Origin of the sequence: Brevibacillus humidisoli, from assembly GCF_020923435.1 — a bacterium.
Classification (GTDB): Bacteria; Bacillota; Bacilli; order Brevibacillales; family Brevibacillaceae; genus Brevibacillus_E; species Brevibacillus_E humidisoli.
Map to the genome: position 1 here is coordinate 2,011,417 of NZ_CP087263.1, position 26,423 is coordinate 2,037,839.

Below are 26,423 nucleotides of genomic sequence, written 5' to 3' on the forward strand. Positions count from 1 at the left end.
TTTTGGAAAATTCTTGGAGGTATATACACGTTTTTCTTCCTATGCTTCTTTTTTTCGATAGAAAAAGGTGTCTTCCGTCTCAAGCTGATACTGTTGTGGTTGAAAGATTTGTTCCGTGCTGCCGACGAACAGGACTCCTCCCGGACGAAGAGCTTGACTAAACTTCTGATACAGTTCATGTTTGGCCTGTTCCGTAAAGTAGATCATCACGTTGCGGCAGATAATCAAATCATAACCTGTATCAAACGGATCGGCCAGCAGGTTTTGCTTTTGAAAGGTGACTGTTTTCTTGATCTCAGGGGAGAGTCGATAGGTCTCCGCTTCTTTGACAAAGTATTCACTCAGCAGATCGCGCGGACAATCCTGCAAAGAACGTTCAGTGTACACCCCTTGCTTTGCCTTTGCGATTGCCCCTTCATCGATATCCGTTGCCAGGATGGAACTGCCCGCAAGCAGGTTGCGTCGTTTTAAAACCAACGCCAAGGTATACGGTTCCTCTCCCGTCGAACAAGCCGCACTCCAGCACTTCAGTTTTCGCGAGGTGTAGCTGAGACGGAGCAAGATCTTCTGCTCCAACACCTCCCACCTTCCCGGATTGCGAAAAAATTCTGACACGTTGATTGTCACCCGGTCGAGGAATTCATCAAATAGCGCACGATCCTGGCAGATCGCATCAAAGTATGCAGTAAAAGTGGAAAACCCTCGTTTGGTCCGCAGTGAAGTGAGTCGACGTTTCATCTGCGCTTCTTTATACAGGGTGAGGTCAATGCCGGTTCTTTGCTTGATTTGGGTGACGAACTGCATAAAATCGCGGTCTTCCATCTCAAAATCCTCCTCGTCGAAAACAGTGGATGACTGTCCGGAATCTACGAAAAAAGACTCCGTGCATGGAGTCTTTTCCCGTTTTCTCCGGTTTTAAATCCAGCGTTGGGTTGTTTTCTCGTAACTGAGGATCTCTTCTTTAGAAAACCACAATCCCATTTCGCGCTCAGCGCTTTCCGGAGAATCCGATCCGTGGATCACGTTCATGCCCACGGAGACGGCAAAGTCGCCGCGGATCGTGCCAGGAGCCGCATCAGCAGGGTTGGTTTTACCCATCATGTTGCGAGCCGTACTGATCACGTTCTCTCCTTGCCATACCATAGCAAATACAGGGCCGGAAGTGATAAAGTCCACCAGTTCACCGAAAAACGGACGTTCTTTGTGCTCGGCGTAATGCTGCTCGGCCAATTCGCGGCTTACCTGCATCAGTTTTGCCGCCACGAGGGTAAATCCTTTTGCTTCGAAACGGGATACAATCTCGCCGACCAGGTTCCGTTGAACCCCGTCCGGTTTTACCATGATAAATGTCTTTTCCATTCCTGCCTCCATCACAACTATGTATTCAAAAGTGGTCTCACACCAAAGAACATATTATCAAAAGAGTAGGCGCCAAGCAAGCCAAACGAGCGGAAAAATGCTAGAAATTGCGCTCGATAATAAAATCGGCGATCTCCAACAACGAGCGTTTGGTTTTGTTGTCAGGAAGATCGCTCAAAGCTGTCCGGGCGCGATTCAAATACCGCTGAGCCAGTGAACGGGCGTAGGCAATGCCTTCTCCTTCACGGATCAAGGCAATCGCTTCTTCTATATGCTCGTGGATAGCGTCCTGCTCCAGCCAGTCACGCAGGCGTCTCCTCTCCTGGCCGAACCACAAACTGTACAAGGCAGGCAGCGTAATATTGCCTTGACGCAAATCACTGCCGACCGGCTTGCCCAACTGCTTCTCGCTGGCCGTGAAATCGAGCAGGTCATCGGCGATCTGGAACGCCATCCCTACGTTGTATCCGTAGCGATACATCGAGCGAATCCGATCTTCTGGCGCATTGCTGGCGATTGCTCCCAACTGACAGCTGATGGCGATCAGCAAGGCCGTTTTCCGCTTGATGCGTCGCAGGTAGTGCTTTAATCCCTGATCCCAGTTATTGAGATCGCGCACTTGTTCGATTTCGCCTTTGCACATCTCCACGATCGCTTTGGACAAGATCTGATGGATGCGTGGATTGGACAGTTTTGTGGCTATCGTAAGCGCACGCGCAAAGATGTAGTCTCCCGTATACATCGCAATCCGGTTGTCCCACTTTGCTTTTACCGTCTCACGGCCCCGCCGCTTGTCCGCATCGTCAATTACGTCATCGTGCACCAAGGTGGCCATGTGGATCAATTCCAGTGGCACAGCTACGTGCTTCAGCCGCTCAATATCGTATTCTCCCCATTTTCCGCCCAGCAGGACAAAGACGGGACGTATTCGCTTTCCTCCCGCCTTTAACAGATGGGTAGAGGACTGATACAGTTCCCGGGTTCGCGTATCCATCGATTGCTCCAGTGTCCGTTCGATGGATTCCACATCCCCCTTTAGTTGTACGTAAATATCTACGAGCTTCATCCATTCCACCCTAACTCAAAAACGTAGTATTCGTCTCTCGCATACCTTCCTGCCAACGCTCTACCTTTACCGTAGCCGGCAGCAGCCCCAACTCTTTCGCCAAGGCAAAATAGTACTCCAACCCCGTGCTTAGTTCAGCAGTAAAGTCGTATCGCAATCCACGGAAGTAGGTAAACCAGAATGATGGATCGCCGCCAAACTTCTCTTGTGCGTAGGCAACCACTTTATCCAGTTCACGCAGACTTCGCTGTTTGCTCTCCAAAAAGGCAGCGTGAACCTGGCGCAAAAGCGGTCCTTGTTCCTGCACCGCCTGCTTCCGCACTGCCCACACCGCAAACGTCATCGGATACCCGGTGTAACGATACCAAAGTTCAGCCAAATCGTACACATGGTATCGATGGTGATGATCCCGGTAAGCGACAACAGCTTCGTCGCCGATCAGCAGAGCGGCATCCGCGAAGGTCATCATTTGCTCCAGTACCGGATTATGTGCCTGATACTGTACGTCAAATGCTAAAAACTTCTGCAGGATGATCCGCAGCAGGTTGACAGAAGTAGCCGACGTGTTGGTCAAAGCGATCGTCGCCCCGTTCAATTCCTCGATAGGGCGTTTGCTGAACAGATAGATAGAGCGGACTTTCTCTTTTGCGCTGATCGACAGGTCCGGCAGTACCTGGTACTGTCGGTGATGCTCGGCATAACTGAAGGATGAGATCGGCCCGACGTCTATCTCCCCCTGCGCCATCGCCTGGTTTAGTTGAGCTGGATACTGCGTGATAAAATCAATGCTGTCAGCAAATCGTTCTTCTTCAAAAAAGAAATAGACCGGAAGTGTGTTGGTATAGATAATCTGCCCAATCCGCAGTTGTTTCTGACTCATGTTTCACTCCCCCAGCGTGTAAACAACGTATGGGGGATGTCAAAGGCATCCAATGCCTTTCCCACGATAAAATGGACCAGATCATCCAGCGTCTGCGGTTTGTGGTAGTAACCAGGCATCGCCGGCATGATTTTTGCCCCCATGCGGTTTAGTTTCAACATGTTTTCCAGATGAATCGCGTTGAGCGGTGTTTCCCTCGGGACCAACACCAATTGCCGCCCCTCTTTTAGCACGACATCGGCTGCCCGTTCCAACAGATTGCCTGATGCTCCATTGGCTATCCCGGAGAGTGTCCCCATCGAACATGGAATGATGATCATCCCATCCGACTTAGCCGACCCGCTGGCAACCGGCGACGAGAAATCGCGCATGGTCCAATAGTGCAGGCTGCCCGGAAACTGCTGCTGCAGCCTGTCCTGCAGCAGCTGCTCCCGATCATCGGAATACCAGTCCAACTCGTCGCGAAATACTTGCCAACCAGCTTCTGTAATCATCAGGTGAACCTTGTGCCCGGCCTTCAAAACCTCCTGTACGAAGCGCACGCCATAGATGGCGCCGCTCGCTCCGGTAATCCCAACTGCTATTCTTTTTACACCCATGTGATCACCAGGTCAATCAGGGTAAAGGTGAAGACGACGACGCTGAGAATCCCGTTCATCGTAAAAAAAGCGACATCCAGCTTGGACAGATCCGTCGGCTTGACCAGACTATGTTCATAGAGCAGAATCAGGGAGGCCAAGATCACCCCTAACAGGAACCATACCGAGAGCGATGCTAATTGGTATAAGGCGAACAAGCCGATGACGGTAAGCAGATGACAGCTTCTTGCGATCAGCAGGGCCTTGGGAATCCCAAACCGACTAGGTATTGAGTACAACCCCTCTCGTTGGTCAAACTCGGTATCCTGACAGGCATAGATGATGTCAAACCCAGCCGTCCAAAGCATCACCGTTACAAACAGCAGCAGAGCCGTACTGTCCACGATGCCCGTGGTGGCAATCCACCCGCCAAGCGGTCCGAAACCGATCGCCACGCCGAGCACAAAGTGACACGCCCAAGTGAAACGCTTGGTATACGAGTACAGGATCAGCACTAAAACGGCAAGCGGAAGCAGCTTCACGGCCAAGTCATTAAGCTGGTAGGCAGCGATAAACAGCATGGCAAAGGACACGATAATAAAGAGAATAACTTCTCCCACTGAAAGCAGCCCTGCGGGAATCGCCCGGTTGGCCGTCCGCGGATTCTTCGCATCGATATACCGGTCAATCAATCGGTTGAGCGACATCGCGGCACTGCGTGCTCCCACCATGGCCACTGTAACCCAAAATATTTCACTCCACGTCGGCCAATCCCCTTCAACCACGAAATTGCCGAGCACAGCGCCCATAAACGCAAAAGGAAGGGCAAAAATCGTATGTTCAAACTTAATCATTTCCAAAATAATGTTTACTTTCCGAAAGACCATACCTACGCACTTCCGATCTGTATCATTACTTCCGTTCGCGCTACTTTTTAATCCCAATATGCAGGGCGGCAACCCCGCCGAGAAACAGTTTTACTCTGACAGGGTCCAATCCGGCCTGTTGAAACATCGCCGCCAGTTCGCGGCTGTCGGGGAAGTGGGTCAACGACTGGGGCAGCCAGGCGTACTCTTCATACTTGTTGACGAACCATTTGGCGATATGCGGCAGGATGTTATAAAAGTACAGGTAAAATAGCTGTCGATACGGGAGGAACGGTGGTTTTGAAACCTCCAGTGAAACGACTTGTCCCCCGGGTTTCACCACCCGCGCCATCTCGTTTAATACCGTCTGAATATCTGGCACATTTCGCAGGGCAAAGCCAATCGTAGCGTAATCAAACGTATTGTCTTCGTAAGGAAGCTGCATCGCGTCCGCATTGACCAGCGCAACGTTGTCCCCCAAGCCTTCCTTGGCTACCTTGTATGCTCCTACGTCCAGCATATTCTGACTGAAGTCCAGTCCGACCACACGCCCGGTCTTCCCAACGGCATGTGCCAACTGGATCGTCCAGTCTCCCGTGCCGCATGCGACGTCAAGAGCAGCTTGTCCAGGCTGTACGCTCATCTGTTTCATCGTGTAGTTTCGCCATAGAACATGGCATCCAAAACTGATCACGTTGTTCATCCGATCATACTGGTCGGCGATACTCTCAAACACGGAATGGACGAACTCGGCTTTTTGGCGCATCTGTTGATTGTTCACGATGCTACAACTCCTCCACTACCCGCTTCAAGCGGTCCACGCGATGGGTGTAGCGGGAGGTCAACCATGTCAGCACATTTTGCTGTTCCGACGGATACAGGTTGCCGACCAACTTTTCACACACCCCGATCAACTCCATCACTTTCTGTTCGATCGCGTCAATCACATGAGCGATCGTCGATCCGGGCTTTTGCAGCAAATACCGGGAAAAGCCAAATGGTACCCGCTGTTCCCACTGCAGTTGTTCCCACTCTTCGATCACCTGTTCGACAGCAGATGTTTTTTCGATCAGTGTCTGCCAGAAGGTTCGTGTTTCCGCTGTCTGTGCATAATGCTCCACAAATCCCACGTACAGGGCAGTATCAATCGTTTTGCGAAGCGCTTGATACGACTTCCAGGGCAACTTGTTCTGCTGTTCCCCTATGTACAGCTCCATTTTTGCTTCGTTGATCACTTCAACTGCATGTGCCAGTATCCGGATCGCTTCCAACTCGCCAGCTTCGGCGAGCAGATGGTAGTAGTAGCCGCTGCAGTAATCTCCGGCCAGGACAGACAGCTGGCGGTTGCGCTCTTCAGGCAGCGTGTCGTCGTACTGCAGCCTTACCAACTCATGGATGTCCAAACCAAGTTGGATAAGCGCAGTGGTGACACAAAGCGTTTGCGCCCGCGATCTGGCAATCCCGTTTTCGCACAAGAAAAAGTACAGGAGAGCCAGGCGGTTTTCTGCAATCGGCGGCAAGTCGACATACCGCACGATATACGTGTTACCGATCAGTCGATGAACACGATCCGCGATTTCCCTGATGTCGTTCGTAAAAACGGTTGTGTCTTTGTACATATGCTTCCTCCAATGGGAAAAGCCTCATTTCCAAGACTTTTCTTCAGAAGTACTCCCTGTTGTATAAGGAAGCTTGGGCCGATAGGTCTTCATCCCAAAGCGAAAAGGTTCTTTTGACTGATTGGGCAGCAAAGCTTCCTTATGAGAGCGAATTCGTCACCTCAAAGTCACCATCCCCAAGTATAACATATTTTCTGATTATCGGCTAAGCCTCTCTTCATATCCTGTCTCCAATCGGATCAGAGAGGCCACGCCGTTGATGAGTTGCTGAGGATTCTCCATCTGCTCAGGGGGCGGAAAGTGAAAAACACCTGGGGGACGATCCAGTTGTATCGCCACCAACAGCTTCACCGAACGCTCCCCCTCCGTTTCCAGCAGGCGGAAGAACAGGTGGTCCACATTGCGGGTGAGTTGGAAGGAACGATAGAGGAGTGAGTAAACGTCGCCGTAGAGCAGGTGTTCTTCCAGTCGTTCGGACGGCGTGACAGCAATATCCACATACAAGGAATCGTTCTGCCACTTTACATGCTTTATCTTATAATGAGTTGGTAGCATTGTAAATAAATCAACCAGATTTTGCTCGCTCAAGAACAGCGGCGTATACGGGCGATAAGCCGCGATCTCGCCGCCGCTGCCGCTCCGGGGCACCGTGGGGACTAGTGAAATAATGAAGGCAAGGCAAGTCGATACAGCAATCGCCGCTAACATGTTGCGGGGCATAGACAATCCTCCTCTCCTCACCATTTTACAAATAAAAAAAGCAGGCTATGCCTGCTTCTGCGGAACTACTCTTCTGTTGTGTCGACAATGCCGTGCCGGGTCAGAATCTCCGCTTTTCCGCGCACCTTAATCGCTGAGGTGTGCTCGGTAAACTGGGCCAGCATCACTTCACCCTTGTCCAGCTTTTCCGTATGGTGAAAGCGGGTATCCGTTCCGCGGGTCAATCCAATCACGTGGACACCGTTTTCCTTTGCCTTGATGACAAAAAAGTCCTGATGGTTATAAACGTTTGGAGACGCATCTTTTCGCTGATCCAACGTAGCTCCCCCTCTTGGCTTGATTCCTATCTATTACTATCGCTTAGTTTGCCTGCTGATGTCAAACGGTTTCTGCCACGAGGGGGGGCGATACGCTATACACGGCGATGGATGTGCCTATCGGGGTTACTCTTTTTAGTCGGCTTGCTGGGAAGCTTTAAATTCCTCCAGCTTTTTCATTTTCAATGGCTTCAGCTTTTTGCCAGCTTTTACGTTCTTTTTGGAGAGGGACCAGGTATTCTCCGATTCGTCTCGTTGGAACCAGTAGATGTAGTTTTTGCCGTCTTCGGTTGCCTTGAAAAGGACGAACGCCTCTTTCAGATCTTCTTTGTTGATGAACAAGCCTGGCTTGATGTCTCCTTGTTTGATGTCTTTGTCTTTTCCCAATACTTTGGAATAAACCGTGCTGAAAAGTTGTTGAGCCGAGTCTTCCGAGAGTTCTTTTATCTCCTCTGAATCAGCGTGCAAGTCATAGTATTGGTACTTCTCCTTGTCAATCCCAAATACCGCCATCCCATCGTCATACGCTTCAAACAACTTTTTGTTGATTTCCTTGTAAACGTAATCCATCCATGCTTTCTCTTCAGCCGTCTTGGGTGTGAAGTGATCCGTATCAGCTTCTGTGGAAGATACCGCGATTCCTGTGATGGTCAAGGCAGCAACCAGAACACCTATTATGAGATACCTATGAACTTTCATCAGTCATCCCTCCATTTATCATTAATCGAATCTCGCCAAAAAATATGCCTGTTATATACCTGGGTGAGTTTTTTCATCACTGTCCTTATCGGAGTACTCGTATCTTCCTCCTTCCCAAACCATTCCTCGCACAGTAAGGGCCCAAGTTATTCTATCTCCCTCCCGATCACTCTTTAAGGTTTGTGTGACAGGACTACTTGTTCCACTTTCTTCGTTAGACCCTACAAAATAAGCATCACTTGTGAAGTGAGTAACATTGACAAGCAACTGGTCTCCCGTATTGCTTCCAGACCCGTATACTTTTCCAGTACCGTTTGCGATATAATAGTCACTACCCTCCGAAAAACTGATCGTGGCGTAGGCAGACACTCCGTCCCACGCCGCAGCTGGCAGGCTTGCCGAAAAGACAATCGTCGATGCAAGTAATGACATCCTTAATTTGGTCCACAATTTCTGATGCATAGGAAATCTCCCCTCCATTCACGTTCTCATGCACAAATAATGGTATAGGAAATGACAATAACCTTCAACCAAAAATATCCATGCAGTGAAAAAATTGAAAATCCTTAGTTGTTTCAACCAAGGATTTTCTTTTCATAACCTGTGATGTACTTTTCCTAAAACATGTAAAAGTGTTACAGCTATTGCAGCCGTTTACTAATCTTGGCCACATACCGCTGTGTTTCGCGAGGCAGCAGGTACGCCTTCTCTTCCAAGTCGGCATCCGTCCTGATCCCCAAGCGATCAATACGACCCGGACCGGCATTATATGCCGCGAGGGCAACCTTGACATGACCGTTGTATCTGTCGAGCAGCTGCTTCAAATAACGTGTGCCTGCCGCTATATTCTCTGCGGGATCGTACGGGTTTCGCACGCCCAGCATCTGCGCTGTGCGGTCCATCAACTGCATCAAGCCCTTTGCTCCTGCTCGTGATGTGGCAGACGGTTGGAAGTTGGACTCGGCCCAGACCACCTCACGCACCAGCTCCATCGCAACGCCAAAGCGCTGGGCGGCCTGGCGAATCAGTTGTTCAATCTGTGACCTTCCGGCAGCTACCAGTCGAGGCGACCAGGAGTCGATATGTGAGGGATGGAAAGCGCCAGTCAATCGGTCAATGTCGCTGCGAGCTGGTCTGCCATCTAGCTCAGCCAGGATCTGTTCGGCAGCGATAACCCGCTTGCCAGGGACACCACTATCCAGTTCCTCAGCGAGAAACTGAGAGAAATCTCTCAGCGATGAACTAGTCGACATTTCACCGGGTTGAGTACCCGATGCAGCCGACTGTCCCGTTATCTGCTTCCACAAGTAGTAGCGCAAATCGATGTTCATTCGTACACCAGCCTCTGAGAAAGTAGAGAAAGAGCTTTTCTGTTATACCGTTATTATAAATGTCCCGAGCTGCTGCACCAAGATGGACAAAGCGACAAAGTCAAAAAAACTCCTCATATCAATGAGGAGTTTTTTTATGTAATGGTAGATGGTCGGAATGCAGGGATTTGAACCCTGGACCTCACCCACCCCAAGGGTGCGCGCTACCGGGCTGCGCCACATCCCGACTACACACATGAAAGTATACACAATGACCAAAGAAAAGTCAAGATAAAACTTTACCATTACTAAACATTTTTATAAACTGCCGCAACTCCAGTAAACATCAATCTTGTTAGCGATCAATCCTTGATTAAGCTGAACACTTCTGCCCTCGCTGCGCTGTCGTTGGCAAAGATACCTCGTACGGCAGACGTAACGGTAACCGCTCCCGGCTTTTTCACGCCACGCATCGCCATGCACATGTGTTCCGCTTCGATAACGACAACAACACCATGTGGCTCCAGTTTTTTCATGATCGCATCCGCAACCGTAGCCGTGATCCGCTCCTGCAGTTGTGGTCTGCGGGCGACCGCTTCTACAGCCCGTGCCAACTTGCTCAGTCCGACCACGCGTCCTCCCTGAGGAATGTATGCCACGTGCGCTTTGCCGAAAAACGGTACCAAATGATGTTCGCACATGGAGAAAAACGGGATGTCCTTCACCAGAACCATTTCCTCGTGTTCTTCGCTGAAAATCGTGCTGAAGTATTCTTCCTCGTCAATCCGCATTCCTTCAAACACTTCAGCGTACATTTTGGCTACCCGCTTAGGGGTGTCCAACAGTCCTTCTCGATCCGGGTTTTCCCCTACCGCTTCCAGAATCATGCGTACTGCTTGTTGGATCTTTTCCAAATCGACACTCATCTTTCTACCTCCTGACCCCTACAACAAACAACAAGCCCATCTTACCACATAATGCAAAAAAAACGCAAAAGAGTGGTGTGCTTTATCGCCAATGCTAACGTGCTGCTTCGATTGGATATGCTGTATTCATTGATCCGATGCGGACGAAGAAAAAGCACCTGATGTCTTGCTCAGGTGCTTTCTTTTTCCTTACTTGCACGGTCCTATGTATAGACCATTTTGCTACCGATTAACGAATAACGTCACGGAGTGCTTTCCCTGGCTTAAAAGCAGGAACTTTGCTAGATGCGATTTCGATCTCTTCGCCGGTTTGCGGGTTGCGCCCTTTGCGAGCTGCACGCTCACGGACTTCGAAGTTACCGAAGCCGATCAGTTGGACTTTGTCACCTGCTTTCAGAGCGTCAGCAATTGCGTCAAGAACTGCGTCAACTGCTTTCGTTGCATCCTTCTTGGTGAGTTCGGTGGTTTCTGCCACTTTCGCGATCAGTTCAGTCTTGTTCATGTCTTTCTTCACCTCCCCTCAAGGAGTTGTCGACAACTGTTTCCGTTTATGGTTATTACACTGTCTTTACAGAAACGATAGATTTTATACGCTTATTGGCTGTTTTTACCGCTCTGACAAGCTAATAGTAATACACCATTTGCATAAATTCAAGCCCTTTCCTGTCGAAATCTAGGGAAATGACGAAAAAAAGGCTTCTAGCATCGCTAGAAGCCTTTTGCTTTGTATGAGAATGCTGTTGATAGCCTCTCTGTTATAGAATAATCGCGATCAAGCCGCCTGATCCTTCGTTGATGATCCTGCCTAACGTCTCCTGCAGCTTATAGCGTGCGTTGTCAGGCATCATCGTAATCTTGGCCTGAATACCTTCCCGTACAATTGAATGCAGCGAGCGGCCAAAGATATCAGAATTCCAGATCGAGAGCGGATCTTTGTCGAAATCTTGCATCAGGTAACGTACCAGTTCTTCACTCTGTTTCTCCGTTCCGATGATCGGAGCGAACTCTGATTCTACATCGACCCGGATCATGTGTATCGAAGGCGCGGTTGCTTTCAAGCGAACCCCAAATCGTGACCCCTGACGTATCATCTCCGGTTCATCCAGGGACATTTCATGCAGAGATGGTGCCGCGATGCCATAACCGGTGGACCTCACCATGTGGAGTGCTTCTGCCACTTGATCATACTCGCGCTTGGCATGGGAGAATTCCTGCATGATTTTTAACAATTGGTCTTTTCCTTTAATCTCGACGCCCACGATTTCCATCAGGATCTGGTCGTACAGCTCATCTGGTGCATACAGGTCGATCTCTGCCACCCCCTGCCCCATCTGCATCCCAGACAAGATGGCACGATCGACGAAATCATATTCACTGAAGAATCCCACCACGCGATCAACATCACGCAGCCGGCGGATATCCTTTACTGTTTCCCGAACCGCATCTTCATAATTCTGACGCAGCCAGTGACCATTCTCCAGCACCATCACCCAACTGGGCAGGTTCACATTCACTTCGTGAACCGGGAACTCAAACAATACCTCGCGCATGATCAGCAGAACTTCCTGCTCCGTCATTTGATCGACGGAGAGGGCGACGACTGGCACATCGTGCTTTTCCTGGAGTTCCTGCCGCAATTGCTGGGTCTCTTCCGAACGCGGCCGGGTAGAGTTGACGAGAATTACAAATGGTTTGCCTACTTCACGCAGTTCGTTGATTACCCGTTCCTCAGCGTCGATATATCCGTGACGAGGTATTTCCGCGATGGAACCATCCGTGGTTACCACAACGCCGATCGTAGAGTGTTCCTGAATGACCTTGCGGGTGCCTACCTCAGCGGCTTCTTCAAAAGGTACAGGCTCTTCGTACCACGGGGTATTTACCATGCGGGGGCCATTCTCATCTTCAAAACCTTTTGCCCCGACCACGGTATAGCCTACACAATCGACCAGCCGGACATTGACACTCAGTCCTTCCGTAACGTTGACAGAGACGGCCTGATTCGGAACGAACTTGGGTTCCGTGGTCATAATCGTCCGACCGGATGCACTTTGTGGCAGTTCGTCAATCGCCCGAATCCGATCCGCTTCAGAGGGAATGTTCGGAATAACAACCTGCTCCATAAAGCGCTTGATAAAGGTCGATTTTCCGGTACGGACCGGCCCGACTACGCCGAGATAAATGTCACCGCCGGTACGTTCCGCAATGTCTTTAAAAATATCGTTACGTTCCACCTTAAATGACCTCCTTGTGTTTGTCTATTTCTACTCTATGACTGTTTTTCCGATTTATCCCTCGCAGACCAGTGTTGCGGAGCGAGTCTTGTACTAGAGTCTGGACAGTACCAATATATGTGTAAATTCGATTCCTAGAACAAAAAAAGCGATCTCTTTAGGAAGAGACCGCTTTTCATGGGGACTACTGCTTGTATAGAACCGGTTGGTCATTTTTCATCGTGTAAGCAAATGATTTGATCGGCACAAATAACGACTCTCTGGCCAGGATGTGACGGGGGTCGGTATTCTCCGGCACCGTAGCGTTCGTACTGCGGATCACGGCTGCAATATCAGCCCCGTAATCAATGCCGACGACTCCCTGATTACTGATTACGAACGGCAGCAATTGATTCGTAACCAAACTTTCCACCTGCTGCTCATCACGGTTTAATTTGTTAAAGTCAACGATGTGATAACCGCTCGCTACTTCCTGTCCAATCGGCCACTCTTCGTGGTTTCCGTAAAACCGGTTCACGGCAAGCTGCACATCGGCCACTTGACTGACAATACCGAGATGGATTAACCGCACAGTCGGTTTGGTCTCCACGTCAATCAATACGTACTTGTACATGCCGCCTTTCTCAAACGAATTGCCGGGATAATCCGGCAGGTACTTCGGGATCAGTTTTTTAAAGTCGATCTCATACTTCTCAAAGATCGGGGTATCGAACTCTTTGGTAACAATCGGCAATACCCCTTGATCTGCCTGATACTGCTCGATCGCCTTTTGTGTCATCTCCAGATAAACGGTGCTAGGCACCTGATTCTCGGCGCGACGCTCCTCTGGATAGAGGCAGCCGCCAAGCAAAAAAGAGAGGAGCAGCAGCCAAACGGCAGCGGGCAAGTATCGATTGATTGCAGCCGTCGTCATCGGGTCCATCCTTTCTACAGATCCTCAGATTGCTGCTGTTTCTCGCGCTCAAGCGCAGCAGCAACCACTGATTTCAGTTTGTTCTCGTGCAGGCGAACGGTACAGTCTGTGTCCGTCAACCTGGTTTGGCAGGCTAGGCGGATGCCGGCGTTCAGGTCGGCTTCTCTCATCTTGCGCCGTTCCAGTATGGTAGGCGGAGAAACGGTGCCTTGGTCAATGCTCACTTTACACATGTGGCAGGATGCGTGTCCGCCACATCGCTGCGGAATCACAACGCGGGCCGAGCGTGCCAAGCTGATCAACGATTGGCCGCTGCGACCCTTGACTATTTTACCTGATGGAAGAAACGTTACTTTTGCCATCTGTTGTCCCTCTCAATACGGCACATGGGCGAGTGTAATCTTGCCCGGCCGTTTGATCTGGATCTGACAGCCCAATCGAAACCCCGCCGACCGTTCCGTTTTCTTCAATCTGAGCTTCTCTTCTTGGGTCACATCGTTGAGGAATTCCGCTCCCTCTACCACTTTCGTTCGACACTGGGCACAGATGCCTCTCTCACAGGCGTACCCCCACGATATCTTGTATTGTTTGGCAAGTTTCACAATCGTTTGATCGATTACCGGTGGCAGCTGCTGCGTCCCGCTACGGGTAACCAGAGTAAGTGTTTCCACGATTCAGCCTCCTAAGCAAATATGACAATCACGATCATAAAAAAAACCGCTATCAGCATAAGAAAAGCAGTCGTTTTCATCAGAAATACGGCCAATCTATTGGTAAGCTTTCGTGTAAAGATCATCAGGAAGTTGCAAAGAAACATTAAAGCAATTGCCACCATCGAAATATTCATTTTTGTCATCGGATCAATAGCCATACCAAACGAGCATCCTTTTCTCTTTTTGCATTTATTATAGCATACACCGGGACACGAACCTAGTATCGGACACTCGCATAAACTATTCCGATGATGACTGGTCATTGGAGGGATGGTTACATGAACAGGCGAAAATGGCGAAACCCTTACCTACCGATTCACAAACAGAATGAACGCAGTGAGGCCGACCCCGTAAGCCCGTCGCTTGCCGGTTCACTGGCCGTTAGACCGAAGAAACCGGCGTTGGTACCGGCTGATCTACGGACGTCCGTATCACGCATGCGCTCCAACATCAAGGGGATTAGCAGCACGATCCGTCAAGTGGAAGAGACCATGGATACGATCTACGGAGCGATGGAGATGCTGGATTCACTCGGGAAGTCTGGGACGCGTCCTTCTCCTCCCGCTCAAACTGCGGCGAACCGATCAACGCCCCAATCAGATGAGGAAAAGCACCCGCTCGGTGAGTCAACGAGTTCCTCAACAGGATCACAGTCCGGCAACGGCTTGGGAAATCTTGATGTGAATCAGCTGTTGGCCATTCTGCAATCTCCGCTCGTACAAAATCTGCTCAGCCAACAATCCGGAGGCCCAACCAAACGAAAAAAAGAGGGGTAAAGTGCCCCCTCTTTTTTCGTCTTGCTTACTGTAGGCCAGCCATGTCCCTGTAGAGCCATGATTGTTCCTAGTCATACTGTATGTGATTTGATGCATGAAGGAACAGGCATAACCGCCCAATTGTGTCGCCTTTATTTCAGTAGTTTGGCAAGTGACTGCAAGTCGTTTGGATTGATTTGTTTCTCGCGAATTAAACCGACAATTCGGTCCTCCTTCTCTTGGGAGATGGCGGTACCGCTCAAGCCTGCAATCATCTTGATCAGCTTCCGTAGTTTGTCCTCATCAGAAAAGTCCTGCATGGTAAGTCCGCTGGCAATACTGCGAATCTGCCCCTCATCTACCTTCCCCTGCAGTTTATCCAGCAACCGACGCGACACGTTATTCTCCACACTAACTCCTCCTTCGCCTAGAGTTCTCCTTATCCTATGTGGAAAGAGGAAAGTGTGTGCAGATGTACTCGCGCTCTTACCCCTGATAGAGATCTTCCATCTCCATCGTCGCATCTCGAGCCATCAATTCTTCTACACCCTGGCGCGGAGATTTCTGATCGAACAAAATATGGTACAGGACCTGGGTGATCGGCATCCGTACTTGCTCACGCCTGGAGAGGGCCATAGCTGCCTTGGTCGTTCGGACTCCCTCGACAACCATTCCCATCCGCTCCAAGACATCGTCCAGCTTTTGGCCTTCCCCGAGCAGATAACCAGCGCGCCAGTTGCGGCTGTGACGGCTTGTACAGGTCACGACCAGGTCGCCCACTCCGGCAAGACCGGAAAAAGTAAGTGGATTGGCGCCCAGCTTTACACCAAGTCGGCTAATCTCCGTCAGACCACGGGTGAGCAGCGCTGCTTTGGCATTATCACCAAACCCGAGGCCGTCCGACATCCCGGCGCCAAGCGCAATGATGTTTTTTAATGCTCCGGCAATCTCTGCCCCCACCATATCGGGATTTGTGTATACGCGAAAATATGTATTCATCAGCAATTCCTGTGCCTGTCGGCCGCTTGCCTGACTTTCCGATGCGACGACCACGGTGGTCGGAGAACGCCTAATCACTTCCTCTGCATGACTAGGGCCTGTCAGCACCACCAGTCTGTCACCGATCTCTCTCGGCACTTCTTCACGAATGACATCCGACATTCGCTTCAAGCTATCCAGTTCCAACCCCTTTGTCGCATGTACAATCAGTACATCTGTTCGTAAAAAAGGGGCAAGCTGTCGGACAATCTGGCGCATCGCATGAGAAGGAAGAGCGAGCAGCAGTACATCCGCGCTCTTCACGGCGGTCTCGAGATCGGTTTCCGCTTTGAGCGAAGGAGCCAGCGTCACATCAGGCAAGTATTTTTGGTTCGTCTGGTGCGTATTGATCTCATCCGCCATACGGGGGTCCCGCACCCAGAGCGTGACCTCGTGCCGGTTGTCGGCACATACCGAAGCCAGCGCGGTTCCCCAACTGCCTGCACCGATGACGGCTATCTTTTTGGTCAAAACGCGTCTCCTCCGTTCAGTTTAGTTTTCGACTAGACCGCTCTCCCAGTTTACGCTCTTTTCCCTCGAGCAGATTGACGATATTGGAGTAGTGTCTGATGTATGCAAAAAAGGTGACCAGCAGGCTTACCCAGACGTAGGCTAATTCACTGCCGAATAGATAGAGGAATAAGGGAAATATGGTAACATAGACCAAAGAACCAACTGATACGTAACGGGTAACATAAATGACGACGACCGTGATCAGAGCAGAAAGGAGAAATGACGTTGGAGAGAGCCCGATTGAGACGCCGAGGGCGGTAGCAATACCCTTACCTCCCCGAAAACCAAAAAACAGCGGCCAATTGTGTCCGATGATCGCGAAAATTCCAGCGAATGCGTACACGACAGGGTTGCCGTCTGTGAGCCAATGAGCTGCTCCCATCGCGGCTAGTCCCTTTACGGCGTCCAGGATCAAAACAACAATGGCAGGACCGGTGCCCAGCACGCGCAGTGTGTTGGTAGCGCCCGCATTGCCGCTTCCCTGCGTCCGGATATCAATCCCGGCTAATTTTTTCCCCAACAGGTAACTAAAGCTGATCGACCCTAACAGGTAGCTGATCACAAGACTGGCAAGCCAGTTCATCATATACCCTCTCCCTATGTCTTTTTACGCGTCAGGATGCGGATCGGCGTCCCCTCAAAAACAAATGCCTCACGAATCTTGTTTTCGATGTACCGTTCATATGAAAAGTGCATTAATTCCGGGTCGTTGACAAAGAGCACAAACGTCGGCGGCTTGACGGCGACCTGCGTGCAGTAGTTGATCTTGAGCCGCTTACCCTTGTCAGACGGCGGTGGTGTCCTGATGGTCGCATCGGTAACCAAGTCGTTTAACGTTGAGGTCGCAATGCGCATAGCATGAGCTTCCGCCACTTCATTCACCTTTGGCAGGATGGTTTGGACACGCTGCTTGGTTTTGGCTGATACGTAGAGGATCGGTGCGTAGTCGAGGAACTTAAACTCCTCACGAATTAATTGGCTGAAGCGATGCATCGTTTTGTCGTCTTTTTCTACCGCGTCCCACTTGTTGACCACAATGATGACCCCTTTGCCCGCCTCATGGGCGTATCCGGCAATCTTCTTGTCTTGTTCGATAATCCCTTCTTCTCCATTGATCAGGACCAACACGACATCTGAGTCCTCGATCGCTTTGAGGGCGCGCATCACGCTGTATTTTTCCGTCGTCTCGTATACCTTGCCCCGTTTGCGCATTCCGGCGGTATCGACCAGTACATAGCGCTGTCCGTCCAGTTCAAAGGGAGTATCGATCGCGTCCCGCGTCGTTCCGGCCACATCGCTGACGATCACCCGCTCCTCACCCAGTATCGCATTGGTCAGAGAGGATTTGCCCACGTTTGGTCGTCCGATCAGAGAGACACGGATGATATCCTCGGCATTATCCTCATCTGCTTGCTGCGGAAAATGGGAGACGACATCATCAAGCAAATCGCCAAATCCCAAGCCGTGACTGCCGGAGACCGGAAACGGGTCGCCAACCCCTAATTGGTAGAAGTCGTAGATTTCCGCCCTCATCTCGGGATTATCCACTTTATTGACGGCCAATACGATCGGTTTCTTGGTCCTTTTCAACAGGCGGGCTACTTCCAGATCTGAATCCGTGACACCGGATCGACTATCGACGACCAGTATGATCACGTCCGCTTCGTCAATCGCCAATTCAGCCTGATGGCGAATTTGAGTCAAGATCTCGTCGCTGTCTCCGACTTCAATACCGCCCGTATCGATCACGTGAAAATATTGGTTAAGCCACTCTCCCTTGCCGTACAGGCGATCCCGCGTAATTCCAGGCTTGTCTTCCACGATGGCGATTCGCTCGCCAACCAGTCGGTTAAAGATCGTGGATTTACCGACATTTGGCCTGCCGACAATCGCTACTACTGGCAGTCCCATGATTCTCAACACTCATTTCTGTATTTTTATCAGCTGAAAAAACGCCTGATCTATCATACCATAATCTACTTGTGACGAACAATGATCAGCCTGACAACACGGTCATGCCGTCATTTTCCTCACCGCTCCGAGGGCGGCTTGGTCCGCCAGCGGAACCACGGCACCTGAAAAAAAGCGACGGTAGTCAGTCTGCTGCGGCTGGCCAACCATACAGAAGTGATGCATACCCACATGGCAAATGAGCACCATAGCAGATCCTGTGCGGCAGGAGCACCAATCACCAACTCTGTCGCATACCCCAAAAAACTAAGGGTATAAAGTGCGTCAGACAGAGGAAACGCCAGCAGCATGATCAGGAGTTGGTCCGCCTGATGACGTGTCAGGAGCAGCATGATCAGCATCAGCAATCCCGGAACCAGCAACCACTCATCGATCAACAGCAGAACCGGGTCCATGAAAAGTACCTTGCGAACAAAGAACAATAGAGCTAAGCATAATGCAGCGGCTGCCAACACATAAGCCCGGTTGGCACGTCCAATAGAGCGCCACACCCGTCCAGCCAGCAGCAGCGGGAGAACCGTCCCGCTTAGGTTGATTTCAACCGACAAGAAATAAAGACGCCAATCAGCAAACGAACAGAGCATAAACGCCGCCAGCCCGGCCAATGTACTTCTGCGGGACAGCTTTACGTGATGAAGGGTACGGTCAAGGGCTCCCATCCAAACCAGACAGAGGATACTCCACTGCAAAATCAGCGCTATAATACCTTCGTTCATACTAACTCCTTGTCCTTTTTACCACGTACTCCTCTCCATTATGCCTCTAAACTGCACCTTTCATAACAGGCCAGCCACGTCCCGCAACGCATACTTCCTGATGTCAATCCCCCGCTGATCAGCCCAGACAGTGATCCTCTCAGAGAAAGTAAGCGGTGCTTTTTGCAGGTCAGCAAGCGTGGCAGCGCCCAAAGCTGTCATCGCAACACGAAGCTGGTGATGAAGCTGATCTACCCGGCTGAGGCACTCCTCCATCGATACGTGCTGAACCAGCCTCAAAAAGAAGCCTGCCATCCCGACAGCCGATGCCCCAAGCGACAAGGCCTTTGCTGCATCAAGGCCGTGACGGATCCCGCCAGTTGCAACAAACGATAGCTGATCCAGTTGGCTTGCCCCTGCCTCTAACAAACTCTGCAGGGTATCAAGGCCCCATGTCTCAAACATGACAAGCGGATGTTCACTTCGTTGATTCTCTATCCGGGCAAAATTGGTTCCGCCTGCTCCGCCTACATCGATGATGGCCACGCCAGCTTCATACAGTTGGCGCATCGTTTTGCGGCTCATCCCAAAACCAACTTCTTTTACCATTAACGGGACATGGGGTGCTTTTGCCAGCAGTTGGTTGGCGATTCGCTCGATATTTCTTCTATACTCGCTGAAATCGCGATTCCCTTCTGGCATCAACAGTTCCTGCATCACATTGAGGTGGAGCTGCAGTCCATCGGCACAGAGCATCTCTACGGCACGCATGGCCTCTTCTGCGGAAGCCTCTGCTCCAAGGTTGGCGAACACAATTCCATCAGGATTCTCTCTTCGCACGATCTGGTAGCTGTCCGCTAGTTCCGCATTTCGCAAAGCGGCCATTTGTGAACCAACCGCCATCGCCAGCTTCTTTTCACGAGCGATCAAGGCTAGCTTTTGATTGACCGCTTTCGTTTCAGGGGAACCGCCGGTCATGGCGTTGATGATAACGGGAGAGCTTAGCTTCAATTCCTGAAGGTTGGCAGACAACACAGTGTTTACATAAGATATATTTGGTAAACTATCAGGGACAAACTGTGCCTCGTCCAAACCCTGAAGGGGGGCGTGTTCAGGAGAGAGCGCATGCTGGATATGCTCCCATTTCCGTTTTGATCGGCTCATCTGATTCTCCTTCCTTTAGCTGATGAAACGATAGAAAAAAGGATACGCAACTGCGTACCCTTTTAAACCGCTAGTTAGCTTATTTTAGTTTGTCGCGCAAGTCACCGAACAAATCGCCAAGCGTAACACCCAAGCCTTGGTTGTTTTCCTGCTGATACGCTTGGTGTTCTTTTCTACTCGCGCGCTCCGCCTGTTCAGTCCGCTCCTCTTCCAGTGCGCGAATGCTGAGGCTGATACGCTGCTCGGACACATTGACGTCCAGGATTTTCACCTGTACTTCTTGCCCTTCCTTCAGCACCTCGCCTGGTGTAGCAATGTGACGGTTGGCGATTTGCGAGATGTGAACCAACCCTTCCACACCAGACGCAATCTCAACAAATGCTCCAAAGCTGACCAGTCGCTTCACTGTACCAGTAACGACATCACCCGCTTTGAACTGCTCGCCTGCTCTCTCCCACGGACCAGACTGCGTCTCTTTAATGCTAAGGCTGATACGTTCGTTCTCCTTGTCGACCTTTAATACTTTCACCTTAACCTGATCGCCTTCCTTCACCACGTCAGACGGCTTTTCGACGCGTTCCCAGGCCAATTCGGAGATGTGTACCAGACCGTCTACCCCACCGATGTCAACAAACACACCAAAATCGGTTAGACGCTGTACGGTGCCTTCCAGGATTTGTCCCGGTGCCAGATCATTCAGCACCTCTTCTTTTTTCTTGCTCACTTCGTCTTCCAGTACGGCTTTGTGAGAGAGGATCACCTTGTTCTTCTCACGGTCCAGTTCGACGACTTTGAGCGGGAGGGTGCGACCCTTGTAATCGGAGAAATCTTCGACGAAATGGCGCTCCACCATCGATGCCGGGATAAACCCTCGCAGACCAACATCGACGACGAGTCCACCTTTTACCACTTCTTTTACGGTTGCTTCAAACACTTCGCCCGTTTCCATTTTTTGGACCAGGTCGTCCCACGCTTTTTCTGCGTCGACAGCTCGTTTGGATACCACCAGCTCTTCTTTGTCATCGTTCAGCTTGGTAACTTTAACCTCGAATTCGTCACCAACAGAAACGACATCGGAAACTTTTTCGACGTGAAGACTGGACAATTCACTGATCGGGATAATCCCGTCGTATTTGTGTCCGACATCAACCAAAGCATGTTTATCTTCAACCTTGGTTACTTTCGCTTTTAAAATGTCGCCGACAGAGACTGTCTTCACCTCAGTCAGGCTTGAGCTGTTGCTTGTTTCTTCCACCATTGACTAAAACCTCCTTGATACCATCCGTCACACGATAAACGATGATGAAGCGGGATAGTGTAGTTAAATTATATAAACCTCCGCCATTATGGCGGTTGGTCTACGGTTTCCACTGGAGATATATCCAATCGTAGTATTCTTCCATCTCCTGTTTTCGATACTTCAACGGTTATGATTTGTTCTGATCAATCAACTGCTGTATCTGCTGCATGATTAGTTCCGTTACTTCCCGTAGTGTGTTGGAATTCGACTTCCCCTGCCTGAATCGGCTCAGATCAATCGGCTGACCGTAGACGATCTTGACGGGTCGGAACAGTCGGAATGGGCCTATGATGGCTACCGGCACAACCTGTGCTTCAGATCTGAGCGCAAACATGGCGGCGCCGGGCTGCCCTGGTTTCAACTGCCCCGTTTTGCTGCGTGATCCCTCCGGAAAGATCCCCAAAATTTTCCCTTGCTGCAGAACTTCCAGGGTGGCGCGAATCGCTGCCCGGTCACCCGCTCCGCGTCGTACCGGAAACGCCCCGAATTGGGTTATCAAAAAGGAGAGGATCGGGATGCGAAACAGCTCTTCTTTTGCCATGAAGTGCACTTGACGCTCAATCCCGGAACCCAGCAGTGGAGGGTCGAGGTTGCTAATGTGATTGGCGCAAAGAATTACCGGGCCTTTCTTAGGTATATGTTCGGCGCCAATAACTTGCCATCGGTAGAACACAGAAAAAAGCCATCGAAAAAATGTTCGGAAGAGTATGTAGTATTTCACGAGTCCTGTTCACCCGTCTGTTTGCAGATTTGCATCACACGGTCAACTACTTGACTCAAACCAAGTCCAGTCGTATCGATGAGATGAGCATCTTCCGCCTGCCTGAGCGGCGCTGCTTTTCGCTCACTGTCCCGCTTGTCTCGCTCTGCGATCTCCTGCTTCAAAGACTCCAGATCCGCTGAAATCCCTTTTTGCTGCAGCTCTGCCATTCGTCGCCCAGCACGCTCTTCAATCGAGGCAGTCAAAAAAATCTTGACGTCGGCGTCTGGGAGAACATGTGTCCCGATATCACGCCCGTCCATTACAACATTGCCATCAGACGCCATCGCTCGCTGCAGATGAAGCATCTGCTCCCGAACCAGTGGGTAGCTGGCGACAATCGATGCGTATTGACTCACTCTCGGCGTACGGATCTCTGTCGTAATGTCCTGATCATTCCACAGGACAATCTGGCCCTGCTCTGTTCGCTTTAGTGCAATGGTTGATTCGCCAAGCAGTGTAGCGACAGCCGCTTCATCCTCCACGGGTATCCCGTGATGGTCAACAGCCCAAGCCAAAGCACGATACATAGCACCAGTATCGATGTATACATGACCGAGGCGCTCTGCTACCATCTGCGCCACCGTGCTCTTACCTGCCCCTGCTGGTCCGTCAATTGCAATGTTCATTCACGTAATCACCTACTGCTGTTCGAAGTGCCGGGAATAGGGAAAACTTGGCGTACGCCAAGCTTCTGCCGCTAGCAATGCAGGTTAGAACCGAATCAGATCTCCCTCAGGATGAAACAAAAGCAGGACAAGCCTGCTTATCCGCTTGCATTGCTGTGACTAATCGTATCACAAATTGACCGCACAGGCAAACACTAGCGAGGAGCTGATACGCCCTCCCATCGTTCCGTCTCAACCAGCATATGACGGATCGGAGCGACTTGATAAGCTGCCTGTCCGGCCACAAGCAGGACCGCCAAGCATACAATCAACGTGAAGAGAACTTTTTCTACACGGGCGGACAGCAGACAGAATCGACGCTCGTAGTCACCTTTCATCCGCTGATCTCCTTCTGATCGGTTTCGGGAAGGATTTTATGTTTTTCCAACTGCCGCTCAAAACAGATCCGAATGATTTTGGCGCGGTCGCTCTCGCTAATCTCCACAAACTTGATTGATATCCAGAAATGACGGCTGCTGCGTGATTCTTGTTCCTGAATCCGAGTGCATTCACCGACAGCTGCTACGTGCTCAATGACCCCTGAGCGCATAGGTAGAGCCATCCACAGCTTTAGCCGATCGCCGACGATCAAGTGGTACGTATCAGGACAGGTGATCGCCAATCCTCCACCGCTGAGGTCGACTGTATGGGTCAGGAAGTGATAGTTGCGCGACTTGTCTTCCAGCTTAACGGCAATCTCCACGTTTACATCCACACGTACAAAGTTTCTCCGCTGTGTTCGCGTGAATTGGTTTTTGTCAGGGATGTGGATCAACACAAGTGGAATGTTTTCATTCCGTCTTCCGACTACCTCTGTCTGAAACTCATACCGCGATCCATCCGTTCCGAAATACCAGACAAGCCACTTGGTTCCTTGTGAAAAAAAACCGGGACGACCAGTCTGCTCATCTGTCGGAATTTCCATCGCGGCGGTTGCCCCATCCACATCGGCAATCCGTGATTTGAAAGTTTGGCTGCTCTTTTGCACATTATCAGCATGCGGACGAAGCCAGATCACTTGACCCAAGCGCGGCAGTACAATCAAGACACCTTCCCCTTTCCCTTCTCTTAATCGATATTATACACCTATGTTTTGGAAGACGGCAAATGGGGAAAGCCGTTTTTGCAGCTTTCCCCATCCCATTATACACTCTCCTGCAGATTTTCCACTGCCATCTTGACGATCTCTTCTTCCTCACCGGTCAGCGCATTGATGTAGATCATGTACACGTTGTCTTCGAACTTGGTCTGAAACTCGTAGCAGAGTACCTCTTTGCCATCTCGTTTCCCTTCGATCAGGGCAAGCTGCGGCTGGTTGACCTGCAGTCGCGGGTTGATCCTTTGGCGTGCTTGCTGTGCCGTCAATTTTGGTTTCGGCAGTGCCCTTTGTTTGTGATTGTACAGGTATTCGGCAGCGTGGAAACCAACCACATTCCCGTCATCCAAGGCTACTTTGACAGTTACTGCGTCAGGATAGATGCGTACTCCATTCTGTTGGGGGACAAAGGTAAACACGCCCAACCCTTGATAAGCATCTGTTTCCGCTGCAACCATACGGCCGTACCCGTGCGCCTGCAGAAACTTTTGTGCGCTCGTTTCCGCTTGTGCAAGCGTGAGCTTGGGCTTCTCGACATCACGTTCATTCAACAACCAGACAACTTTGCCGCCACGCTTGGTGACATCGAGATGGATGGTATCCTTGCCGTCCTTCGGCGTAAAGCGAACACTATAAGCATTATACGTTTCGCCTTTGCCGTTCTCATCAACTTCCACTTTGGCCCCTTGAATGGTTGCGATCCGCTGCTTCCCACTCAGGAAACGGCGGGCTATCTGTTCTGCTTCCTGCTTGCTGATGCGGCGTCCACTGAGACCCTTCATGCGCTCTGTCTTTTTCTTTTCCAGGTTCTGAATGCTGACTCCCCAGTCCACTTCATCAAACTCTTGCACCTGTCTGTCGATGGTACGGAAACCGTCTATGATCGTGTTATCCGACTTTTTGTCGTCGGAAGCCAGCGTTGTTTCTACGTCCATCCAACGCAACTGCTTGTCAATCACTTTCGTCTGTACGTGCTGCAACTGTTGCTGGATCTCTTTCGAATGGTTGTAAAGGCTTTTCAGTGTATTGTACTCTTGGTCAGACAAAGGCTGCTTATTCAAGTCGCGAACGGCTACTCCATATGAGAAGTCGGCGACCTTGGCCAAAAACTCTTCCGTATTATTGAAAGGCATGAGCGTGAGGGGTAGTTGCCCGACGTCGGACTGCGCCTGATAAGCCAGTCTCCAAACGTTGGTCAAGCAGGGTGTTGCCTGACGCTGTGAATTGATGACCAAGGATTTGCCCAATTCATCGTTTAATTTGTTGATTGAGTAGGATAGATCGTGAAACGCCCGCTGGTACTGGTTTTCTGCTTTGATCAAGATCGAGTTTTTCTCATTGTGCTCTTGATATCCCCAGACACCAGCGCCAACCAGTGCCACGACCGCTACCGGAAAAAGTACGCGACTCACAACTCCATAAACCATTGATTATGTCCTCCTTTCCAGTTAACGGCAGAAAATATGTTTGCCGATTTTTTTCACTTGGGGTCTGCTCCAGATCCATTTGGATGTCGCCGTTGCAGGATTGAAGTAATACGTACAGCCATCTGACGGATCCCATCCGGAGAGGGCATCCTGCACCGCTTTTTTCGCCTGGTCGTTGGGGGTTAACCAGATCTGCCCGTCAGCCACGGCCGTAAAGGCACGCGGTTCAAAAATCACCCCCGATGGTGTGTCGGGAAAAGACGAGCTCTTTACCCGGTTAAGAATAACTGCAGCAATCGCCACCTGACCTATATACGGTTCTCCCCGTGCCTCCCCGTATACGGCGTTCGCCATCAGTTTGAGGTCGTTTCCGGATATCTTGGACGGATGAAAGGTCGATTGCTGCTTTTGGGCCGGGGCACTCCACTCGATCGTCTCCACCGTCTCGTTTCTCTGTTCGCTGTATACCAACGAAGAGACGGGTATGTATGCGAAGCTGATCACGCCTGCCAGTCCAAGTGCAGCTAACACCCACCGTGTACATCGCACTTTGCTCACCCACCATTCCTCCTTGTTGATGGATCGTGACTATGGGAATAGTGTTCGTGCCGCAATCGGCGTTTATGCAAAAAAAGAAAGACCTGGCATGTGCCAGATCTTCCCTTTTTGCCCTATGGTTGTTCTTCCACTTCAAAGTCCTGATCATTGTCGCACAAACATTGTTTAAAACCTGTCTCTACCAACCCTTGAGTACCGCGGCGCCCTCTCAGCGTGTAGCGTTCACCACATAACTTGCAGCGAATGATTACTTTTGTTCGATCCTGTTTTGCCACGAA

At 50.6% G+C, this 26,423-nt stretch carries 35 protein-coding genes and 1 tRNA gene; 1 reads left to right on the top strand and 35 read right to left on the bottom strand.

The window, feature by feature from the left end; translation table 11 throughout:
- Positions 1–39: 39 nt before the first annotated feature.
- The 21 genes from LOK74_RS09910 to LOK74_RS24235 form a co-directional block, all read right to left on the bottom strand.
- A complete protein-coding gene (locus LOK74_RS09910; RefSeq protein ID WP_230046474.1) occupies positions 40–822 on the bottom strand; it encodes a CheR family methyltransferase in 783 nt (260 codons plus the stop codon).
- 93 nt (positions 823–915) lie between these two features.
- The gene (gene ndk, locus LOK74_RS09915; protein WP_230046475.1) at positions 916–1,359 is read right to left on the bottom strand and encodes a nucleoside-diphosphate kinase; all 444 of its coding nucleotides are present in this window, start codon (positions 1,357–1,359) and stop codon (positions 916–918) included.
- Between the two features lie 100 nt (positions 1,360–1,459).
- Positions 1,460–2,425 carry a heptaprenyl diphosphate synthase component II gene (gene hepT, locus LOK74_RS09920; RefSeq protein ID WP_230046476.1) on the bottom strand — a complete coding sequence of 322 codons (966 nt, stop codon included), beginning with the start codon at positions 2,423–2,425 and terminating at the stop codon, positions 1,460–1,462.
- A 10-nt stretch (positions 2,426–2,435) separates the two neighbouring features.
- Positions 2,436–3,305 (bottom strand): menaquinone biosynthetic enzyme MqnA/MqnD family protein, encoded by an 870-nt coding sequence (locus tag LOK74_RS09925; protein ID WP_230046477.1) that lies wholly within the window; start codon positions 3,303–3,305, stop codon positions 2,436–2,438.
- A complete protein-coding gene (locus LOK74_RS09930) occupies positions 3,302–3,904 on the bottom strand; it encodes a UbiX family flavin prenyltransferase (protein WP_230046478.1) in 603 nt (200 codons plus the stop codon). The genes LOK74_RS09925 and LOK74_RS09930 overlap by 4 nt, the downstream gene beginning before the upstream one ends.
- The gene (locus LOK74_RS09935) at positions 3,895–4,770 is read right to left on the bottom strand and encodes a UbiA-like polyprenyltransferase (RefSeq protein ID WP_230046479.1); all 876 of its coding nucleotides are present in this window, start codon (positions 4,768–4,770) and stop codon (positions 3,895–3,897) included. The genes LOK74_RS09930 and LOK74_RS09935 overlap by 10 nt, the downstream gene beginning before the upstream one ends.
- Positions 4,771–4,810: 40 nt before the next feature.
- Positions 4,811–5,515, bottom strand: a complete 705-nt coding sequence (locus tag LOK74_RS09940) for a demethylmenaquinone methyltransferase (RefSeq protein WP_230046961.1) — start codon at positions 5,513–5,515, stop codon at positions 4,811–4,813.
- 19 nt (positions 5,516–5,534) lie between these two features.
- Positions 5,535–6,368 (bottom strand): heptaprenyl diphosphate synthase component 1, encoded by an 834-nt coding sequence (locus LOK74_RS09945; protein ID WP_230046480.1) that lies wholly within the window; start codon positions 6,366–6,368, stop codon positions 5,535–5,537.
- A gap of 198 nt (positions 6,369–6,566) precedes the next feature.
- The gene (locus LOK74_RS09950) at positions 6,567–7,088 is read right to left on the bottom strand and encodes a hypothetical protein (RefSeq protein WP_230046481.1); all 522 of its coding nucleotides are present in this window, start codon (positions 7,086–7,088) and stop codon (positions 6,567–6,569) included.
- A gap of 65 nt (positions 7,089–7,153) precedes the next feature.
- Positions 7,154–7,405 (bottom strand): trp RNA-binding attenuation protein MtrB, encoded by a 252-nt coding sequence (gene mtrB / locus LOK74_RS09955; RefSeq protein ID WP_230046482.1) that lies wholly within the window; start codon positions 7,403–7,405, stop codon positions 7,154–7,156.
- 135 nt (positions 7,406–7,540) lie between these two features.
- Positions 7,541–8,104, bottom strand: a complete 564-nt coding sequence (locus LOK74_RS09960; protein WP_230046483.1) for a hypothetical protein — start codon at positions 8,102–8,104, stop codon at positions 7,541–7,543.
- A gap of 51 nt (positions 8,105–8,155) precedes the next feature.
- Positions 8,156–8,566 carry a hypothetical protein gene (locus LOK74_RS09965; protein ID WP_230046484.1) on the bottom strand — a complete coding sequence of 137 codons (411 nt, stop codon included), beginning with the start codon at positions 8,564–8,566 and terminating at the stop codon, positions 8,156–8,158.
- A 179-nt stretch (positions 8,567–8,745) separates the two neighbouring features.
- The gene (locus LOK74_RS09970) at positions 8,746–9,435 is read right to left on the bottom strand and encodes a lytic transglycosylase domain-containing protein (protein ID WP_230046485.1); all 690 of its coding nucleotides are present in this window, start codon (positions 9,433–9,435) and stop codon (positions 8,746–8,748) included.
- Positions 9,436–9,584: 149 nt separating this feature from the next.
- Positions 9,585–9,661: transfer RNA gene (locus tag LOK74_RS09975), tRNA-Pro, on the bottom strand.
- 115 nt (positions 9,662–9,776) lie between these two features.
- Positions 9,777–10,340 carry a GTP cyclohydrolase I FolE gene (gene folE / locus LOK74_RS09980; protein ID WP_230046486.1) on the bottom strand — a complete coding sequence of 188 codons (564 nt, stop codon included), beginning with the start codon at positions 10,338–10,340 and terminating at the stop codon, positions 9,777–9,779.
- Positions 10,341–10,569: 229 nt separating this feature from the next.
- Complete coding sequence (locus LOK74_RS09985) at positions 10,570–10,842, bottom strand: HU family DNA-binding protein (RefSeq protein ID WP_230046487.1); 273 nt, start codon at positions 10,840–10,842, stop codon at positions 10,570–10,572.
- 253 nt (positions 10,843–11,095) lie between these two features.
- Positions 11,096–12,574 carry a stage IV sporulation protein A gene (gene spoIVA, locus LOK74_RS09990; RefSeq protein WP_230046488.1) on the bottom strand — a complete coding sequence of 493 codons (1,479 nt, stop codon included), beginning with the start codon at positions 12,572–12,574 and terminating at the stop codon, positions 11,096–11,098.
- Between the two features lie 184 nt (positions 12,575–12,758).
- Complete coding sequence (locus tag LOK74_RS09995) at positions 12,759–13,487, bottom strand: hypothetical protein (RefSeq protein WP_230046489.1); 729 nt, start codon at positions 13,485–13,487, stop codon at positions 12,759–12,761.
- Positions 13,488–13,501: 14 nt separating this feature from the next.
- Positions 13,502–13,849, bottom strand: coding sequence for a 2Fe-2S iron-sulfur cluster-binding protein (locus tag LOK74_RS10000; RefSeq protein ID WP_230046490.1), 348 nt, complete (start codon positions 13,847–13,849; stop codon positions 13,502–13,504).
- Between the two features lie 12 nt (positions 13,850–13,861).
- The gene (locus LOK74_RS10005) at positions 13,862–14,158 is read right to left on the bottom strand and encodes a 2Fe-2S iron-sulfur cluster-binding protein (RefSeq protein ID WP_230046491.1); all 297 of its coding nucleotides are present in this window, start codon (positions 14,156–14,158) and stop codon (positions 13,862–13,864) included.
- 11 nt (positions 14,159–14,169) lie between these two features.
- Positions 14,170–14,463 (bottom strand): DUF2768 domain-containing protein, encoded by a 294-nt coding sequence (locus LOK74_RS24235; protein ID WP_338148651.1) that lies wholly within the window; start codon positions 14,461–14,463, stop codon positions 14,170–14,172.
- A gap of 15 nt (positions 14,464–14,478) precedes the next feature.
- Between LOK74_RS24235 and LOK74_RS10015 the strand changes: the two genes are divergently transcribed.
- Entirely contained in the window at positions 14,479–14,976 is a 498-nt protein-coding gene (locus LOK74_RS10015; RefSeq protein WP_230046492.1) for a hypothetical protein, read from the top strand.
- Positions 14,977–15,107: 131 nt separating this feature from the next.
- Here LOK74_RS10015 and LOK74_RS10020 read toward each other — a convergent pair whose 3' ends face one another.
- The 14 genes from LOK74_RS10020 to LOK74_RS10085 form a co-directional block, all read right to left on the bottom strand.
- Positions 15,108–15,365: a stage VI sporulation protein F gene (locus LOK74_RS10020; RefSeq protein ID WP_230046493.1), complete on the bottom strand. Its 258-nt coding sequence runs from the start codon at positions 15,363–15,365 to the stop codon at positions 15,108–15,110.
- Positions 15,366–15,441: 76 nt separating this feature from the next.
- Positions 15,442–16,464, bottom strand: coding sequence for an NAD(P)H-dependent glycerol-3-phosphate dehydrogenase (locus LOK74_RS10025; protein ID WP_230046494.1), 1,023 nt, complete (start codon positions 16,462–16,464; stop codon positions 15,442–15,444).
- A gap of 16 nt (positions 16,465–16,480) precedes the next feature.
- Positions 16,481–17,092, bottom strand: a complete 612-nt coding sequence (gene plsY / locus LOK74_RS10030) for a glycerol-3-phosphate 1-O-acyltransferase PlsY (protein ID WP_420908755.1) — start codon at positions 17,090–17,092, stop codon at positions 16,481–16,483.
- Positions 17,093–17,103: 11 nt separating this feature from the next.
- Entirely contained in the window at positions 17,104–18,417 is a 1,314-nt protein-coding gene (gene der, locus LOK74_RS10035; RefSeq protein WP_230046495.1) for a ribosome biogenesis GTPase Der, read from the bottom strand.
- 119 nt (positions 18,418–18,536) lie between these two features.
- On the bottom strand, positions 18,537–19,193 hold the full coding sequence (locus LOK74_RS10040) for a YphA family membrane protein (protein WP_230046496.1): 657 nt from the start codon (positions 19,191–19,193) through the stop codon (positions 18,537–18,539).
- Positions 19,194–19,253: 60 nt separating this feature from the next.
- Complete coding sequence (fni, locus tag LOK74_RS10045; RefSeq protein ID WP_230046497.1) at positions 19,254–20,336, bottom strand: type 2 isopentenyl-diphosphate Delta-isomerase; 1,083 nt, start codon at positions 20,334–20,336, stop codon at positions 19,254–19,256.
- 79 nt (positions 20,337–20,415) lie between these two features.
- Positions 20,416–21,594, bottom strand: coding sequence for a 30S ribosomal protein S1 (gene rpsA, locus LOK74_RS10050; protein ID WP_230046498.1), 1,179 nt, complete (start codon positions 21,592–21,594; stop codon positions 20,416–20,418).
- Between the two features lie 169 nt (positions 21,595–21,763).
- Entirely contained in the window at positions 21,764–22,357 is a 594-nt protein-coding gene (locus tag LOK74_RS10055) for a lysophospholipid acyltransferase family protein (protein WP_230046499.1), read from the bottom strand.
- Complete coding sequence (gene cmk, locus LOK74_RS10060; protein ID WP_230046500.1) at positions 22,354–23,025, bottom strand: (d)CMP kinase; 672 nt, start codon at positions 23,023–23,025, stop codon at positions 22,354–22,356. Before cmk ends, LOK74_RS10055 begins: the two co-directional genes overlap by 4 nt.
- A gap of 194 nt (positions 23,026–23,219) precedes the next feature.
- Positions 23,220–23,402, bottom strand: a complete 183-nt coding sequence (locus LOK74_RS10065) for a hypothetical protein (RefSeq protein WP_230046501.1) — start codon at positions 23,400–23,402, stop codon at positions 23,220–23,222.
- Positions 23,399–24,109 (bottom strand): flagellar brake protein, encoded by a 711-nt coding sequence (locus LOK74_RS10070; RefSeq protein ID WP_230046502.1) that lies wholly within the window; start codon positions 24,107–24,109, stop codon positions 23,399–23,401. Before LOK74_RS10070 ends, LOK74_RS10065 begins: the two co-directional genes overlap by 4 nt.
- 98 nt (positions 24,110–24,207) lie before the next feature.
- Positions 24,208–25,587 (bottom strand): germination protein YpeB, encoded by a 1,380-nt coding sequence (gene ypeB / locus LOK74_RS10075; protein WP_230046503.1) that lies wholly within the window; start codon positions 25,585–25,587, stop codon positions 24,208–24,210.
- 21 nt (positions 25,588–25,608) lie between these two features.
- A complete protein-coding gene (locus tag LOK74_RS24365; protein ID WP_420908756.1) occupies positions 25,609–26,145 on the bottom strand; it encodes a cell wall hydrolase in 537 nt (178 codons plus the stop codon).
- A gap of 113 nt (positions 26,146–26,258) precedes the next feature.
- Complete coding sequence (locus LOK74_RS10085; RefSeq protein WP_230046504.1) at positions 26,259–26,420, bottom strand: hypothetical protein; 162 nt, start codon at positions 26,418–26,420, stop codon at positions 26,259–26,261.
- Positions 26,421–26,423: the final 3 nt, after the last annotated feature.